At 62.2% G+C, this 15,356-nt stretch carries 9 protein-coding genes; 5 read left to right on the top strand and 4 right to left on the bottom strand.

Annotated elements, in window-relative coordinates:
- Nucleotides 1-25: 25 nt before the first annotated feature.
- A complete protein-coding gene (glyA, locus tag ACF8K2_RS13390) occupies nucleotides 26-1,279 on the bottom strand; it encodes a serine hydroxymethyltransferase (RefSeq protein ID WP_392465221.1) in 1,254 nt (417 codons plus the stop codon).
- Nucleotides 1,280-1,583: 304 nt separating this feature from the next.
- The gene (locus tag ACF8K2_RS13385) at nucleotides 1,584-5,414 is read right to left on the bottom strand and encodes an EAL domain-containing protein (RefSeq protein WP_392465220.1); all 3,831 of its coding nucleotides are present in this window, start codon (nucleotides 5,412-5,414) and stop codon (nucleotides 1,584-1,586) included.
- A 250-nt stretch (nucleotides 5,415-5,664) separates the two neighbouring features.
- Between ACF8K2_RS13385 and ACF8K2_RS13380 the strand changes: the two genes are divergently transcribed.
- The 3 genes from ACF8K2_RS13380 (at nucleotide 5,665) to gdhA (ending at nucleotide 9,640) form a co-directional block, all read left to right on the top strand.
- Nucleotides 5,665-6,072, top strand: a complete 408-nt coding sequence (locus ACF8K2_RS13380) for a hypothetical protein (protein ID WP_312151429.1) — start codon at nucleotides 5,665-5,667, stop codon at nucleotides 6,070-6,072.
- Between the two features lie 256 nt (nucleotides 6,073-6,328).
- Nucleotides 6,329-7,996: an energy-dependent translational throttle protein EttA gene (gene ettA / locus ACF8K2_RS13375; protein WP_186554239.1), complete on the top strand. Its 1,668-nt coding sequence runs from the start codon at nucleotides 6,329-6,331 to the stop codon at nucleotides 7,994-7,996.
- Nucleotides 7,997-8,299: 303 nt separating this feature from the next.
- Nucleotides 8,300-9,640: an NADP-specific glutamate dehydrogenase gene (gene gdhA, locus ACF8K2_RS13370; RefSeq protein ID WP_186554238.1), complete on the top strand. Its 1,341-nt coding sequence runs from the start codon at nucleotides 8,300-8,302 to the stop codon at nucleotides 9,638-9,640.
- Between the two features lie 107 nt (nucleotides 9,641-9,747).
- On the opposite strand, the gene ACF8K2_RS13365 is transcribed toward gdhA, so the two are convergent.
- Entirely contained in the window at nucleotides 9,748-11,601 is a 1,854-nt protein-coding gene (locus ACF8K2_RS13365) for a DUF4105 domain-containing protein (protein WP_392465219.1), read from the bottom strand.
- A 77-nt stretch (nucleotides 11,602-11,678) separates the two neighbouring features.
- A complete protein-coding gene (locus tag ACF8K2_RS13360; RefSeq protein WP_186554236.1) occupies nucleotides 11,679-12,167 on the bottom strand; it encodes a DUF3015 domain-containing protein in 489 nt (162 codons plus the stop codon).
- A 256-nt stretch (nucleotides 12,168-12,423) separates the two neighbouring features.
- Here ACF8K2_RS13360 and ACF8K2_RS13355 point away from each other — a divergent pair, with 256 nt between their 5' ends.
- Nucleotides 12,424-14,862, top strand: coding sequence for a Lon protease family protein (locus ACF8K2_RS13355; RefSeq protein WP_392465217.1), 2,439 nt, complete (start codon nucleotides 12,424-12,426; stop codon nucleotides 14,860-14,862).
- 163 nt (nucleotides 14,863-15,025) lie between these two features.
- Nucleotides 15,026-15,356: hypothetical protein (locus tag ACF8K2_RS13350; RefSeq protein WP_392465216.1), on the top strand; the 331-nt coding region annotated here is incomplete at its 3' end.

The following is a 15,356-nucleotide window of genomic DNA, read 5'->3' as shown; positions in this document are numbered from 1 at the left end:
CGATCAGGCCGTCGGATAGGCGCTCTTAGTTGCCGTAAACCGGCAGCTTCTTGCAGATAGCCTTGACCTTCTCACGCACGGCGTCGATCACCGCTTCGTTGTTCAGGTCGGCGAGGATGTCGCAGATCCAGCCGGCCAGCTCGCGGCACTCGGTTTCCTTGAAGCCACGGGTGGTGACGGCTGGGGTGCCGAAACGCAGGCCCGAGGTGACGAATGGCGAACGTGGGTCGTTCGGCACCGAGTTCTTGTTGACGGTGATGAAGGCTTTGCCCAGTGCGGCATCAGCGTCCTTACCCGAGATTTCCTGCTTGATCAGCGACAGCAGGAACAGGTGGTTTTCAGTACCGCCGGAAACCACGTCGAAACCGCGCTCGATGAACACGCTGGCCATGGCCTGGGCGTTCTTCACCACTTGCTGCTGGTAAGCCTTGAACTCAGGCTGCAGGGCTTCCTTGAAGCAGATCGCCTTGGCTGCGATGACGTGCTCCAGCGGGCCACCTTGGGCGCCTGGGAATACTGCCGAGTTGAGCTTCTTCTCGATGTCGGCGTTGGCACGGGCCAGGATCAGGCCGCCACGTGGACCGCGCAGGGTCTTGTGGGTGGTGGTGGTGACCACGTCGGCGAATGGCACTGGGTTCGGGTAGACGCCAGCGGCGACCAGACCGGCGACGTGAGCCATGTCGACGAACAGGTAAGCACCGACCTTGTCGGCGATTGCGCGGAAGCGTGGGAAGTCCAGCACCTGCGAGTAGGCAGAGAAGCCAGCAACGATCATCTTCGGCTTGTGCTCGACAGCCAGACGCTCGACTTCGTCGTAGTCGATCAGGCCGTTGCCGTCGATGCCGTACTGGATGGCGTTGTACAGCTTGCCGGAGGACGAAACGCTGGCGCCGTGGGTCAGGTGACCGCCGTGGGCCAGACTCATGCCCAGGATGGTGTCACCGGCCGACAGCAGGGCCAGGTAGACTGCGGCGTTGGCCTGGGAACCGGCGTGTGGCTGGACGTTGGCGTAGTCGGCGCCGAACAGCTGTTTGGCGCGGTCGATGGCCAGTTGCTCAACTACGTCGACGTACTCGCAACCACCGTAGTAGCGCTTGCCTGGGTAGCCTTCGGCGTACTTGTTGGTCAGTACCGAACCCTGGGCTTCCATGACAGCTGGGCTTGTGTAGTTTTCCGAAGCGATCAGCTCGATATGCTCTTCCTGACGCTGAGCTTCTTGCTCCATGGCGGCAAACAGATCGGCGTCGTACTTGGCAATGGTCAAATCACGGCTGAACATGGCGGTCCTCAAGGATCGGGGCAGAATTGGGTGTGCATTCTAACCGATTGATTCGCCCCTGGCATATGAAGTGGCGTCATGTCGCGGACCAATGGAGTTCATGTGGCACGCCGCGCCCCGCCTGGGTTGGCTGGGGGCTGGAGTTGACTTTAAGGTCCGCTTTTTCGGCGCAGATTTCAGCCGCAACACCGTACCTGTGGGAGCGGGTTTACCCGCGAAGCAGGCAACGCGATGGATGGCACCGGCTTCGCCGGTGTTCGCGGGTAAACCCGCTCCTACAGGGATCGCGCCAGTTGACGTGGGATCACTGGAACATGAACAGCGTCTCGTTACTGAACTGCGCCTCGAACTGATTGGCCGGCATCGGCCGGCCGAACAGGTAGCCCTGCACCTCGTCGCAGCCATGCTCGCGGAGGAACTCCAACTGCTCATGGGTCTCCACGCCTTCGGCGATCACCGCCAGGTTGAGACTGTGAGCCATGGCGATGATGGCGCGGGCGATCTGCGCGTCCTGTTCGCCTTCGGGCAATCCATCGACGAAGGTGCGGTCGATCTTCAGCACATCGATAGGGAACTGCTTGAGGTAGTTGAGCGACGAGTAGCCGGTGCCGAAGTCGTCGACCGCGATGCTCAGCCCCAGCTTTTTCAGGCTGTCGAGGATCTGCATCGCCTCATGCACTTCGCGCATCAGGATACTTTCGGTCAGTTCAAGCTCCAGGCACGCCGGCGGCAGGCCGGTTTCTTCAAGGATGGTGGCGATCCGCGTGCCGAGCTGACCATCGGAGAACTGCCGCGCCGAGATGTTCACCGAGACCTTGGGTACCCTAACCTTTGCCAGGTGCCAGGCCTTGAGCTGGCGGCTGGCCTCGCGCAATACCCAATCGCCAACGTCGACCACCAGGCCGAGCTCTTCGATCACCGGGATGAAATCCCCCGGCGGCACCAGGCCACGCCGCGGATGCCGCCAGCGCAGCAGCGCCTCGGCGCCGGTCAGGCGTTTGCCATCACCGCTGAACTGCGGCTGGTAATAAAGTATGAACTCGTTCTGCTCCAGGGCGTGACGCAGGTCGCTCTCCAGCTCCAGGCGCTCCAGGGCGCTGGCGTTCATCTCGGTCTGGTAGAACTGGAAGTTGTTCTTGCCGCGCTCTTTGGCGTGGTACATGGCGGTGTCGGCGTTCTTCATCAGCTGGCTGAGTTCGCTGCCATCCTGCGGGCTCAGGGCGATGCCGATGCTGGCAGTGACGAAGAACTCGCGGTTCTCCAGGACGAACGGCCGCACCAGGCTGCCGAGGATATTCTCGGCCACATGAATGGCGCGGTTCAAAGCCTGCTCGCGCGAAGCCTTGGGTTGTAGCAGCAGGGTGAATTCGTCGCCGCCCATGCGCGCCACGGTGTCGTCGTTATCGACGCATTCAAGCAGACGCTGGGCCATGTCCTTGAGCATGCGATCGCCTGCGGCATGGCCGAGCGAGTCGTTGATCGGCTTGAACCGGTCAAGGTCGAGGAACATCAGCACCACCCAGGATTTTTGCCGTTCGGCTTGCTGCAGGGCGGTATACAGCCGGTCCTGGAACAGCGTGCGGTTGGGCAAGTGGGTCAGGGCGTCGTAATACGCCAGGCGGTGGATGCGTTGTTCGCTGGCCTTGCGTTCACTGATGTCGGTGAAGAAGCACACGTAGCTGGCCAGGTCGCCCTCGTCGTCGAGCACTGCAGTAATCCCGACCCAGGCCGGATAGTGCTCGCCATCGCGGCGCTTGAGCCACACCTCGCCCTCCCAGCTGCCACGCAGGTGCAACTGCTTGAGGATATAGCCCAGGTGCGCATCCTGTTGCTCTTCGACGGTGAGCATGCCCGGCAGTTGGTCGAGCACCTCATCGACCGCATAGCCACTGACCCGGCTGAACGCTTCGTTGGCCTGGACGATATAGCCGGCCGGGTCGGTAATGAGGATGGCCGAGGTCGAGTGCTCGAATACCGTGGCGGCCATGCGCAGGTCTTTTTCGGCTCGGCGCTGCTGGCTGATGTCGCGGCCCACGCCGAGAACGCCTTCGAAGCGCTCGTGCTCATCCCACACCAGCACCAGGCGCAGTTCGATGGGGATCTTGCGGCCATCGGCGCGCAAGCAGTCGAATACAAACAGCTGGGTGGGCAGTTCGCGGCGCAGTTTGGCCAGCTGCTCAGCGTCATCAAGGACCTTGCTGACCCGCTCCATCAGGCTATAGATGCCCGTCAGTTGAGTTGGATTGGCGACGATCGATTGCCAGCCGTTATCGAAGATCCAGTCGGCCTGATAACCCAGTACCGCCAGCACCGAGGGGCTGACGTAGTTGAGCTGCAGTTTGCTGTCGGTAGAGAAGATCACGTCGCTGATGCTTTCGGCGAGCATGCGGTAGCGCTGCTCGCTGTCACGCAACGATTCGCTGGCCTCGATCTGCACCGTGACGTCCTTGCCTACGCCGATGATGCGGGTGACCTGGTCATCGCTGTCGCGGGTCAGCACCTGCTCGCGGATGTCGTAGCAGCGCCAGTTGCCATCCCGGTGGCGGAAGCGCAGCTGGCAGTGCAGCGATTGGCTATGCCCGCTGTCGCGCTGTAGCTGGCGCAGCTCGCGATAATGCGCGGCGTCTTCGGGGTGTAGCAGCAGCTCCCAGAAGCGGTCGCCCATCTGCGCCAGTTCGGCGCGGTCGTAGCCCAGGGTCTGGCCCAGGTGGCGGTTGCTGAAGATCATCCGCTGGCTGGCTACGTCCTGCACATAGAGCTGGTCGGGCACGGTGCGCACTACGTCCGACCAGAAACTCTCGCGCTCGAGCAACGACAGCTCGACCTGTTTGCGGCTAGTGATGTCGCTGATACTGAGGATCACCGCCTGGTAGTCGCGGCGTTGCAGCGGCAGGCGCGACATCAGCCACAGGTGCAGCTCGCCGCCCAGGGGCGCGGGCAGGCGCACTTCCAGTTCGAGCAGCATGCGCTGCTCGATCAACGCATCGATCAGTTGCATGCCAACGCTGTCGCGGCCATCGCCAGTGCCTTCGATCAGCCGCTGCCAGGCGCCCTCGTTGCACTGGACATTGAGCAACTGGCGGGCGACTTCATTGATCTCGGTGATCTTCAGTTCTTGCAGCAGCGAGCGGCGCAAGCCAGGGTCGAGCGCCAGGCTCTGCTTGAGGGCGGCATGATTGCGCAGGTGATAGCGGTCGAGTTGTCCGGGCAGGCTGGACAAGTCCAGCACGCACAAGGCCACGCCCGTGCCCTCGAAGATTTCTTGATAGCGTCGCCGGTCTTCCTGCAAGGCGCGCTGACGACGGCGCATGTTGATCAGCGCGAGCAACGGCAGCAGCGCGCAGATCAGCACCAGCAGGCATTTGCCGATCAGTGCGGGCAGTAGTTTCTGCTGCGCCTGGCCGACGTCATACAGACCGCGCAGTTGCCAGGTGCTGTTATCGATGAATGCCAGCATCACACTTTGTAGCGGCTGGTCACTGACTGGGGTCGGCCCATGGCGTTCGAGCACTTCGCCACTGCGGCTGTTTTCCAACAACCAGAGTGGGTGATCGGGACCGTCCAGGTGCGCCGTCAGTTGCAGGTAGTAGTCTGCCGACAGGCGCAGTAGCCAGTAGCCGCGGCCCTGTTCGGCAGGTTGGCGCAACAGCAGATAGATCAAGCTGTTGTCGGGCGAATTGGTGAAGAAGTAGCTGCGTCCTTGATTGAGATGGAGTAGCTCGTCAATCATCTGGCGGTCGGGACTGCCCTCGAAGCTGTCGCTCAGAACCCGTCCGCTGCTGTCCAACCAGGCCAGATGGCGCAGGCCAGCCAGGCGCCCTTGCAAGGTTGCGCGCAGCGATGGCAGCGCTTCGGGCGTCGGCGGTTTGACATAGGGCTGCACCAGGTTCACCGCCTGCTGCGCTTTGAGTGCCATGTTCAGGTTCAGGTGATCGGCCAGTTCAGCGCTCGCTATCAGGCTGTGTTGGCGCAGATCGGCCTGGGTATGGCGGAACTGGGCGAACAGCTGCCACAGCAGCAGGCCCAGTAAAACCAGCGCCAGCAAGGCCAAGGTGCCCTTGAGCGAACCACGCAGGGAGGCGGTCCCGGCAGTGGGGGCAGGGCGCAAGATTGACGGTTGGTTGAGATTGGTCAAGCGGTGGTCCTGCGATTGGGCTGGCGATGGCAGGGACGGAACATGCATGGGCCGTGCCTGTGCCTGAGCACGGCGCGCACTATAAATCTGCAGACATGGAGCCGGCTAGCATGCCTGCAAATATGGCAAAGTGCCAGTGTGCAGTCGGGTTGCCGACGGTCGTGCTTGGCTGGGGCTGGTCGGCAAGTCCCTGCAACCTGTGCGAGAATGCCGGCCGCTTCATTGTCAACGCTTCTGGAGATGTACGGTTTTGGTTACCCACTATTCCACCAATGGCCTCGATTCCGCCTGCGGGCGCAGCAGTCAGACCCTGGTCAGCACTGTCGTGGCCGATGACGTATCTTGCAAGTCCTGCCAGCGCACGCTGAGCAAAGCTGATGCCGCTGCCGCTACTGTGCGCAAGAGCCCGTCGTTGGCTGAACTGCGTAAGTCGGCGAAGGCGGTTGCCGAGCCTGCCGCTGTTGCTGGCGCCGCTGCTGGCGCACCTGTGGCCAAGCCGGCCGCCGCCAAGCCTGTCAGCAAGCCTGTGGTTCAGCCTGTCAGCAAACCCGCGGCGACGCCTGGCTACAATGCCAAGGCTGCGTGGGCTGCGCGCCTGGCCGAGCAGGCCGGCAACCGCCTGCCGCGTGGCGTGCAAGCGAAGCAGCGTCAAGCTTAAGCCCGCTAGCAGCCTGTTGCGCCCTGATCGCGGGGCAAGCCCGCTCCCACGCAACCGCCATTGGCTGTCGTGGGAGCAGGGCACGCAATTTTCTCGCGGACCGGCTTCGCTCCGGTCCGCCATCCGGCCATCTGTATAACGTCACGACTTGGCGTAGAATGGTCGACTTTGTTCAATGACACCCCGTAAACACATCCCCCTGGCATCAGCCAGGTCGTACGTCGATGTCTTTACCTATCTGATAGAGGGCTTGGTTTTGGCTCAATACGTCTACACCATGCATCGGCTGAGCAAGGTCGTGCCGCCGAAGCGGGAAATCCTGAAGAACATTTCCCTGTCGTTCTTCCCTGGCGCCAAGATTGGCGTGCTCGGCCTCAACGGCTCGGGTAAATCGACCCTGCTGAAAATCATGGCCGGCGTCGACAAAGAGTTCGACGGCGAAGCCCGGCCGATGCCGGAGCTCAATGTCGGCTACCTGCCGCAGGAGCCGCAGCTGGACCCTACCAAGACCGTGCGTGAAGTGGTCGAGGAAGCGGTCAGCGTGATCAAGGACGCCCAAGCGCGTCTGGACGAGGTCTACGCCGCCTACGCCGACCCGGATGCCGACTTCGACAAGCTGGCCGCCGAACAGGCCAAGCTCGAAGCGATCCTGCAGGCGGCCGACGGCCATAACCTGGAGCGTCAGCTGGAAGTCGCCGCCGACGCCCTGCGCCTGCCGGCCTGGGACGCCAAGGTCGAGCATCTGTCCGGTGGTGAAAAGCGCCGTGTGGCCCTGTGCCGCCTGCTGCTGTCGGCCCCTGACATGCTCCTGCTCGATGAACCAACCAACCACCTGGACGCCGATTCGGTGGCCTGGCTGGAGCGCTTCCTGCACGACTTCCCGGGCACCGTGGTGGCGATTACCCACGACCGGTACTTCCTCGACAACGTCGCCGGCTGGATCCTCGAACTGGACCGCGGTGCGGGTATCCCGTACGAAGGCAACTACTCGGGCTGGCTGGAAGCCAAGTCGGATCGTCTGGCGCAGGAATCCAAGCAGCAGAGCGCCCACGAGAAGGCCATGAAGGAAGAGCTGGAGTGGGTGCGCAAAGGCGCCAAGGCTCGTCAGTCGAAATCCAAGGCCCGTCTGGCTCGCTTCGAAGAAATGCAGTCGCAGGAATTCCAGAAGCGCAGCGAGACCAACGAGATCTACATCCCGGCCGGTCCGCGCCTGGGCGACAAGGTCATCGAGTTCAAGAACGTCACCAAGGGCTACGGCGATCGCGTACTGGTCGAGAACCTCTCGTTCGCCATGCCTAAAGGCGCCATCGTGGGTGTGATCGGTGGTAACGGTGCCGGTAAATCGACCCTGTTCCGCATGCTGATGGGCAAGGAGCAGCCAGATTCGGGCAGCATCGAGATCGGTGAAACCGTGCAGCTGGCCTGTGTCGACCAGAGCCGCGAAGATCTTGACGGCAACAAGACCGTGTTCCAGCAGATCTCCGACGGTTCCGACCAGATCCGCATCGGCAACTACGAGATCCCGGCGCGCACCTACGTTGGCCGCTTCAACTTCAAGGGCGGCGACCAGCAGAAGTTCGTCAAGGACCTCTCCGGTGGTGAGCGTGGCCGTCTGCACCTGGCCCTGACCCTGAAGGAGGGCGGTAACGTCCTGCTGCTCGACGAACCGTCCAACGACCTCGACGTCGAAACCCTGCGTTCGCTGGAGGAAGCCCTGCTGGACTTCCCGGGCGCCGCCATCGTGATTTCTCACGATCGCTGGTTCCTGGACCGTGTGGCTACCCACATCCTGGCATACGAAGACGACTCGAACGTGGTGTTCTTCGAAGGTAACTACACCGAGTACGAAGCCGATCGCAAGAAGCGCCTGGGCGATGCTGCTGCCCAGCCGCATCGGGTACGGCACAAGAAGCTGGCGCAGTAAGCTGGTTTTAGTTGCACAACAATGGGGCCCTTCGGGGCCCCATTTTTGTGCCTGTTGCAAGCGCTGCGTTGGAGCGGGGGTTGGCCTGCGATTGCGCTTTAAGGACTACGTGGTCGTTAGTTCTGCTGCTATCGCGGGGCAAGCCCGCTCCCACGATGGTGTCTGTGGTTTTGTATACACTTATATAAAACGCACCAAATAATTTCATAAAAACGACATTTCGCCCTGTTCCAGTGCGATTGCTTCTTGGTAAAGTCGGGAAAAAACCAATAAGTCCAATCCTCTCTTGGTGAGATGTCTAGCATGATCGAATCCGTCGACGACTTCCTCGCGCGTCTGCAACAACGCGACCCTGCCCAACCCGAATTCCACCAGGCCGTGGAAGAGGTCCTGCGCAGTCTGTGGCCTTTCCTCGAAGCCAACCCGCATTACCTGCAAGCCGGTATTCTCGAGCGCATCGTCGAGCCGGAGCGCGCCATCCTGTTCCGCGTGTCCTGGGTCGATGACCAGGGCAAGGTCCAGGTCAACCGCGGTTACCGCATCCAGATGAACAGCGCCATCGGCCCGTACAAGGGGGGCCTGCGTTTCCACCGCTCGGTGAACCTCAGCGTGCTGAAGTTCCTGGCCTTCGAGCAGACCTTCAAGAACTCCCTGACCTCGTTGCCCATGGGCGGCGGCAAGGGCGGTTCGGACTTCGATCCGAAGGGCAAGAGCGATGCCGAAGTGATGCGCTTCTGCCAGGCGTTCATGAGCGAACTGTACCGCCACATCGGTGCCGACCTGGACGTACCTGCTGGCGATATCGGCGTGGGTGCGCGCGAAATCGGCTTCATGTTCGGCCAGTACAAGCGCCTGGCCAACCAGTTCACCTCGGTGCTGACCGGCAAGGGCATGACCTACGGCGGCAGCCTGATTCGTCCAGAAGCCACCGGTTACGGCTGCGTGTACTTCGCCGAAGAAATGCTCAAGCGCCAAGGCCTGCGCATCGACGGTCGCCGAGTCGCCATCTCCGGTTCGGGTAACGTCGCTCAGTACGCTGCACGCAAGGTCATGGACCTGGGCGGCAAGGTCATCTCGCTGTCCGACTCCGAAGGCACCCTGTTCTGCGAAGCCGGCCTGAGCGATGCGCAGTGGGATGCTTTGATGGAGCTGAAAAACGTCAAGCGCGGGCGCATCAGCGAGCTGGCTGATCAATTCGGCTTGGAGTTCCGCAAGGGCCAGACCCCGTGGACCCTGGCCTGCGACATCGCCCTGCCGTGCGCGACGCAGAACGAACTGAACGCCGAGGACGCCCATACCCTGCTGCGCAATGGCTGCATCTGCGTGGCCGAAGGCGCCAACATGCCGACCACCCTCGACGCTGTGGATATCTTCATCGAAGCGGGCATCCTCTATGCCCCGGGCAAAGCTTCCAACGCCGGCGGTGTGGCCGTCAGCGGCCTGGAAATGTCGCAGAACGCCATGCGCCTGCTGTGGACTGCCGGTGAAGTGGACAGCAAGCTGCACAACATCATGCAGTCGATCCACCATGCTTGCGTGCATTACGGCGAAGAGGCCGATGGCAAGGTCAACTACGTCAAGGGCGCGAACATCGCGGGCTTCGTTAAAGTGGCCGATGCGATGCTGGCGCAGGGCGTGGTTTAACACGCGATTGCGTCAGGGCCTCCAGGCGCATGCCTGGGGGCGTTAGCCAGCGCCGCCCTTGCGGCGCATCGCAGGCTTGGCCAGCTCCTGCAGTGATAGACGCCAACTCAGTAGTGATACCACTTGAGCTCCAGCATCACCTCGTTCTGCGCTGAAGCCACATGGCTGAACTCGCGCTTGGCACTCAAGCGCAGCCCCAGGTCCTGGCTGATTTCCCACTGCTGGTTCAGGCTCACACTGCGTCGTACCTCACCATTGGTGAAGTAATCGCCCTTGGCCTCCAGGGTCAGGTTGCCCAGGCCATTGCGCCACAGCAGCCCACCATTGAAGCCTGCAGCCGGTGAGATGAATTCGGCGAAGTCGTTGTGATGCTCGACCCGCACCGTACCCAGGGCAAAGCCGAGCAAGCCATCGGCCAGCTGCCATGTCCCACCAGCACCGCCGTTGACGTGACTCACCAGCACTTCGTCATCATGCTTGCCCGGCACCCGCTCAAGCCCCCCGGCCACCTGCCACGACAGTGGCTTGAGCAGCTCGTTACGCGGTGTCAGCGAGCGAATGGTCGCCAAGTCCAGGCGCTGTACCTGCCAGTCGTTGCCTTCGTATTGGCGCAGCTTGAGCTGAAGAATCTCGATCTGCGCGCCCAGCGGGAAGCCGTAGGCGTTGTCGTTGAGGTCGTGATAGGCCATGCGCAAGCCGTACTCGGCAAAGGCACGGTCGTCACGGCTGCCCACGCCCAGTTGCCAGGTGCGCGACTGGTGGCCGTTCTCTGGCAGCCCAGGGCGCGCGATCTGCAGCGGCGGCGGCGGATTGCGGTTGATCGCCCGCAGCAGCTCGAAACTGCGTTTGGCCTGGCCTGGATCGCGCTCCTGGCCGTTGGCACGGTAGCGCTCCAGGCGATACGCAGCGTCCTGCACCAGCGCCTGGCGCTGACGGGGCAGGGCGGTAAAGTCGGGGTTTTGCAGGTGTGCGGTGTCGGCACTTAGCGCCAGCACCTGTTGTTTCTCCTGATGATCGAGGGCATCTGCCCGCGCCAGCAATTCGCGCTCACGCGAGGGGCGGTAGCGCACACCGGAGACCAGCCCCGATTGCTTAACCGCCTTGACCGTATCGGTCGGGATCGCCGTCAGCGGGAACTGCGAAGTCAGGTCCAGCCCTGGTCGGGCTACCTGCAGCAGCTCCAGCAGGCGATAGGAGCAGTTTTCGTCGAAGAAGAAGTAATCGAACTGGATCTGCTTGAGCTCCCAGACATGCTCGACCATGCGCCCGGTTTCTTGTGGGGTCAGGTCCAGCTGGTACTCCCACAGGTCGCGGTTTTCCAGGCTGCGGTATTCGGACAATTTTTCCTGGTAGGGCATCAGCGCGAACAACCCGGGATAGCCGCCCATCAGCCCTTTCCAGGCATACAGGATGCTGTTGTCGCTGCCTTCGATATAGGCGCCGAAGTTGATCGCGTAGCTCAACAGGGTGGTGTCGTCATCGCGGGTCTTGGCCTGGTCGATGCGCAGCAGGGTGTGGCCGAACATCGACGACGGGCTGTTCAAGTAGGCCGCCGGGAAGATCAACACCGCGCTATGCGGGTCGACCGACTGGTACCACTGGCGATACTCCTGGCAATCGGGCTGCGGCAGGTCTTTGAGGTCAAGCTGCTCGCGCAGCCAGCGGGTGCGCGCCGGGAACACGCACTGGGCGTGTTTATCGCCAAGGCTGGCCGGCGCATACAACGCCTGCACCGTCGCTGCCAGCTCACGATCAGGGTGGTGGCCGCCGTCCTCGGCAAGGAAGAAGTTTTTATCGTCGACATAGCTGCGCCAGCCGCCAAGCTTGCCGGTCTCATAGTGACCAAGGGCGATCCAGTAGGGCGTCGCCGCCAGCTGTTGCAAGCGTGCCGGGTCAACCTGGGGCGCAGCGTGAAGCTCGGCGCTGGCAAGCAGCGTCAAAAGGGCAAGGCGTTTGAGCATGTCGGGCAACTACGTCTGAATGATGCCGATGGTGGAATGCCAAACCCGCCCCGAAACCGGGGCGGGAAGGGCTGGACTCAAGCCTCGGTGGCGTACTTGGCCAGTTGTGGGTCGCTCTTGAGCACGGCAAGGGTGTTGCTGTGCACGGTTTCGGCGGTGACATCGGCGCTGGAGAAGATCTCGCCGAAGTGCTGGTGGGTGACCGCGGCAAAGTGCGCACGATCTTCAGGCGCTACACCGAGGACCACGGCATAGGTGGTCAAGGCTTCGCCCTGGCCCTGGGCCATGTCTTCGGAAAGCTCGTTCATCATGCCGTTCATGGCAAACCAGGACTTGCCGCCGTAGGTCAGCGAAGCCTTGGTCGAACAGCCGTTGGTGCCGGAAGTCATACCGAACGTGGCGTTGCCGGACGTGCCGTTGGTGGTGGAAGCCAGGAAGTGGGCGGGAGTGCCGCGCTGGCCTTCGAACAGCATGTTGCCCCAGCCGCAATTCGGGCCGCCTGGCGCTTCGGCCATGGCGTTGAGCGAGACGACGGTGAACAGGGTACCCAGAAGAATCCGTTTCATAGCTTTGTTCTCTTTCTCAGTAGACGTACCAATGGTCAGGGGTTCTGGCAACGCCGTTGCCAGGTCGGGAAAGCAAACCGCCAACCCGCGCAAGGTTGGAGTTTAGGCACGATCCAAAGGTTGCGTGGCTTATTGCGAAAAATTGCATCGCTAATCGCCGTATCCTTGCTGCGACATAAAGTCCCAGTGAGCCTTGCAAGGCGCGGGCAGGCAGCGCCAGAATGCCTTCATCGCCCCGCCGAAGTAAGGAAACCCAATGCCCGATCCTGTCGCTGCGCGCCTGCGTCTTGCGCCTGAAGCCCTGACCCGGCGTTTTTCTCCTGAGCAGTTTGCTTTTACTCATACCGACGATCTGGAGCCGTTTCGTGGAGTCCTGGGCCAGGAGCGTGCTGTCGAGGCCCTGCAATTCGGTGTGGCCATGCCGCGCCCTGGTTACAACGTGTATGTGATGGGCGAGCCGGGCACCGGCCGCTTCTCGTTCGTCAAGCGCTACCTCAAGGCTGAGGGCAAGCGCCAGCAGACCCCGGCTGACTGGGTCTACGTCAATAACTTCGAGGACTCGCGCGAACCCCGTGCGCTGGAGCTGCCGTCGGGCACCGCCAGCGAATTCATCAGCGACATGGGCGGTCTGATCGACAACCTGCTGGCGACCTTCCCGGCCGTGTTCGAACACCCGTCCTACCAGCAGAAAAAAGGCGCCATCGACCGCGCCTTCAACCAACGCTACGACCGCGCCCTGGATGTGATCGAACGGGCGTCGCTGGAAAAAGACGTGGCGCTCTATCGCGATGCCAGCAACGTCGCCTTCACCCCGATGAGCGAGGGCAAGGCGCTGGATGAGGCCGAGTTCGCCCAGCTGCCGGAGGAGGTGCGCGAGCGTTTCCACGAGGATATCGCCGAGCTTGAAGAGCGCCTCAACGAGGAGCTCTCCAGCCTGCCGCAGTGGAAGCGTGAGTCGAACAACCAGCTGCGCCAGCTCAACGAAGAAACCATCACCCTGGCGCTGCAGCCTCTGTTGGCCCCGCTGTCGGAGAAGTACGCCGAGAACGCGGCCGTCTGCGCCTACCTGCAATCGGTGCAGCTGAACCTGCTGCGCACGGTGGTCGAGCAGTTGGTCGATGACAGCAAGACCGATGCCGTGGCGCGCAAGATGCTCGAAGAACAGTACGCGCCGAGCCTGGTGGTCGGCCATCACATCAGCGGCGGCGCGCCGGTGGTGTTCGAGCCACACCCGACCTACGACAATCTGTTCGGGCGGATCGAATACAGCACCGACCAAGGCGCGCTGTACACCTCCTACCGCCAGCTGCGTCCAGGTGCGCTGCACCGGGCCAATGGCGGTTTCCTGATCCTTGAAGCCGAGAAGATGCTCGGCGAGCCCTTCGTCTGGGATGGCCTCAAGCGCGCCTTGCAATCGCGCAAGCTGAAAATGGAGTCGCCGCTGGGCGAGCTGGGCCGGGTGGCCACGGTGAGCCTGACGCCGCAGGTGATCCCGCTCAACGTCAAGCTGATCATCATCGGCTCGCGTCAGCTGTACTACGCCTTGCAGGATCACGACTCGGACTTCCAGGAGATGTTCCGGGTGCTGGTCGACTTCGACGAAGACATGCCCATGGTCGACGAGAACCTGGAGCAGTTCGCCCAGTTGCTGCGCACCCGCACCAATGAGGAGGGCATGGCGCCGCTGACCAGCGATGCGGTAGCGCGCCTGGCCACCTACAGCGCCCGCTTGGCGGAGAACCAGTCGCGGCTGTCGGCGCGCATCGGTGACCTGTTCCAACTGGTCAGCGAAGCCGACTTCATTCGCCAGCTGGCCAATGACGAGATGACCGACGCCGGGCATATCGAACGCGCCCTCAAGGCCAAGGCCACCCGTACCGGGCGGGTTTCGCAGCGAGTGCTCGACGACATGCTTGCTGGGATCATCCTGATCGACACCGAAGGTGCAGCGATCGGCAAGTGCAACGGCTTGACCGTGCTTGAAGTGGGCGATTCGGCGTTCGGTATGCCGGCGCGGATTTCCGCCACGGTATACCCGGGCGGCAGTGGCATCGTCGACATCGAGCGTGAGGTCAACCTGGGCCAACCGATCCACTCCAAAGGGGTGATGATCCTCACCGGTTACCTGGGCAGTCGCTATGCCCAGGAATTCCCCCTGGCGATTTCGGCGAGCATTGCCCTGGAGCAGTCCTACGGCTATGTCGACGGCGACAGTGCATCGCTGGGTGAAGCCTGCACGTTGATCTCGGCGCTGTCGCGCACGCCACTCAAGCAGTGCTTTGCTATCACCGGCTCGATCAACCAGTTTGGCGAGGTGCAGGCGGTCGGCGGGGTCAACGAGAAGATCGAGGGCTTCTTCCGCCTGTGCGAGGCGCGTGGCCTGACCGGTGAGCAAGGGGTGATCATTCCCCGCGCCAACGTCGCCACCCTGATGCTCGATGAGCGCGTGCTGCAAGCGGTGGAGTCGGGGCTGTTCAATGTCTATGCGGTGAGCCAGGCCGATGAAGCGCTGAGCCTGTTGGTCGGCGAAGAGGCGGGTGTGCCGGATGACAAGGGCGAATTCCCCGAGGGCAGCGTCAACGCACGGGTGGTTGAGCGGCTCAGCGAGATCGCCGAGATGATCAGCGAAGAAGACATCAAGGACGCAGAAAAGGAGCGTTTGGAGGAGATGGTGGCCCAGGCTAAGCCTGCGTAAGTCAATAAATCGGCGCTGGCGGCCATGTGCTACCGTTCAGCGCCGGTTTTCCATCTTTTTGCGGCTTTCTTCTATGCTGGAACTTAAGGATGGCTACAGCGTTCAGGATGGAAACAGCCTGGTGATCGAAGGCTGAACTGGGCTTTTCAGAGGGGACGCGGCCATGCGCAACCTCAGCCTCACCCGCCAGTGCCTGGGCCTGGTGACCCGCATCGAATGCAGCATCCGTCCGCTTGCCGGCGACAATGGCATGTGGACGTTGCTGTTCGCCGCCGGCATGGCCGGCGAACAACCCTCGGCAATCAAGGCCCAGGGGCCCTTCCATGGGCCATTGGTAGCTGAGTCGGTGCTCAACGCCATCGTCGACAGCCTGACCTTGCATGGGTATCAGGTGGCCGAGGATCCGCAGATCTGGTGTCTGCACTTGCAGGCGCAGCTGCGCAAGATCAACGGCGAGCGCTGTCGAAATCTTGGGGATTATCAATTCCACCCAG

The organism is Pseudomonas sp. xss_2 (genome assembly GCF_043104195.1).
In the GTDB taxonomy this organism is placed as follows: Bacteria; Pseudomonadota; Gammaproteobacteria; order Pseudomonadales; family Pseudomonadaceae; genus Aquipseudomonas; species Aquipseudomonas urmiensis.
Note: the sequence above shows the minus strand (reverse complement) of the source record. Positions and strands in the feature narration are given on the sequence as shown.

Excerpts from the sequence above, each read along its gene's own strand:
- glyA (WP_392465221.1), bottom strand. The coding sequence starts at position 1,279 with ATGTTCAGCCGTGATTTGACCATTGCCAAGTACGACGCCGATCTGTTT.
- ACF8K2_RS13360 (WP_186554236.1), bottom strand. The coding sequence starts at position 12,167 with ATGAAACGGATTCTTCTGGGTACCCTGTTCACCGTCGTCTCGCTCAAC.
- ACF8K2_RS13355 (WP_392465217.1), top strand. The coding sequence starts at position 12,424 with ATGCCCGATCCTGTCGCTGCGCGCCTGCGTCTTGCGCCTGAAGCCCTG.
- gdhA (WP_186554238.1), top strand. The coding sequence starts at position 8,300 with ATGATCGAATCCGTCGACGACTTCCTCGCGCGTCTGCAACAACGCGAC.
- ACF8K2_RS13365 (WP_392465219.1), bottom strand. The coding sequence starts at position 11,601 with ATGCTCAAACGCCTTGCCCTTTTGACGCTGCTTGCCAGCGCCGAGCTT.